The following is a 1598-nucleotide window of genomic DNA, read 5'->3' on the forward strand; positions in this document are numbered from 1 at the left end:
GAGCCGCTAAGGCGGTGAAGTGGTTGATGCCCGGCTTCCAGGAAAAGCCTCTAAGCGTCAGGTCATATTGAATCGTACCCGAAACCGACACAGGTGGTCAGGTAGAGAATACTGAGGCGCTTGAGAGAACTCGGGTGAAGGAACTAGGCAAAATGGTGCCGTAACTTCGGGAGAAGGCACGCTGGCGTTAGGTGAAGGAGTAGACCTCTGGAGCTGAAGCCAGTCGCAGAGACCAGCTGGCTGCAACTGTTTATTAAAAACACAGCACTGTGCAAACACGCAAGTGGACGTATACGGTGTGACGCCTGCCCGGTGCTGGAAGGTTAATTGATGGGGTTAGCATGCGAGTGCGAAGCTCTTGATCGAAGCCCCAGTAAACGGCGGCCGTAACTATAACGGTCCTAAGGTAGCGAAATTCCTTGTCGGGTAAGTTCCGACCTGCACGAATGGCGTAATGATGGCCAGGCTGTCTCCACCCGAGACTCAGTGAAATTGAACTCGCTGTGAAGATGCAGTGTACCCGCGGCAAGACGGAAAGACCCCGTGAACCTTTACTATAGCTTGACACTGAACATGGAGCCTTGATGTGTAGGATAGGTGGGAGGCAGAGAAGTGTGGACGCCAGTCTGCATGGAGCCGACCTTGAAATACCACCCTTGAATGTTCGATGTTCTCACTCAGGCCCGTGACCCGGGCCGGGGACAGTGTCTGGTGGGTAGTTTGACTGGGGCGGTCTCCTCCTAAAGAGTAACGGAGGAGCACGAAGGTTGGCTAATCACGGTCGGACATCGTGAGGTTAGTGCAAAGGCATAAGCTGGCTTGACTGCGAGAGTGACGGCTCGAGCAGGTACGAAAGTAGGTCTTAGTGATCCGGTGGTTCTGAATGGAAGGGCCATCGCTCAACGGATAAAAGGTACTCCGGGGATAACAGGCTGATACCGCCCAAGAGTTCATATCGACGGCGGTGTTTGGCACCTCGATGTCGGCTCATCACATCCTGGGGCTGAAGTAGGTCCCAAGGGTATGGCTGTTCGCCATTTAAAGTGGTACGCGAGCTGGGTTTAGAACGTCGTGAGACAGTTCGGTCCCTATCTGCCGTGGGCGTAGGAAGATTGAAAGGGGCTGCTCCTAGTACGAGAGGACCGGAGTGGACGCACCGCTGGTGTACGGGTTGTCATGCCAATGGCATAGCCTGGTAGCTAAGTGCGGGAGAGATAACCGCTGAAAGCATCTAAGCGGGAAACTTGCCTTGAGATGAGTCTTCCCTTGACTAAGGGTCACGGAAGGAACGTTTAAGACGAAGACGTGGATAGGCTGGGTGTGTAAGTGCAGTGATGCATTGAGCTGACCAGTACTAATGAACCGAGAGGCTTAACCTTACAACGCCGAAGGTGTTTTGGGCGTAGAGAGAGAATCGGCTTGTAGACGGATTGATATTCCGGTGGTTGCGAGGGCAACGGCGGGAATGAAACAGAATATGCCTGGCGGCGAGAGCGCGGTGGTCCCACCTGACCCCATGCCGAACTCAGCAGTGAAACGCCGTAGCGCCGATGGTAGTGTGGGGTCTCCCCATGCGAGAGTAGGGAACTGCCAGGCTT

General features: G+C 54.5%; 2 rRNA genes. Both read left to right on the forward strand.

The annotated features are described in order from the left end of the window. Window positions 1-1379: ribosomal RNA gene (locus BO26_RS18425) — 23S ribosomal RNA — on the forward strand; the annotation flags it as partial. Window positions 1380-1480: 101 nt separating this feature from the next. Then, a 5S ribosomal RNA gene (gene rrf, locus BO26_RS18430) occupies window positions 1481-1596 on the forward strand. Window positions 1597-1598: the final 2 nt, after the last annotated feature.

This window comes from Photorhabdus australis DSM 17609 (genome assembly GCF_000711895.1).
Lineage (GTDB): Bacteria > Pseudomonadota > Gammaproteobacteria > Enterobacterales > Enterobacteriaceae > Photorhabdus > Photorhabdus australis.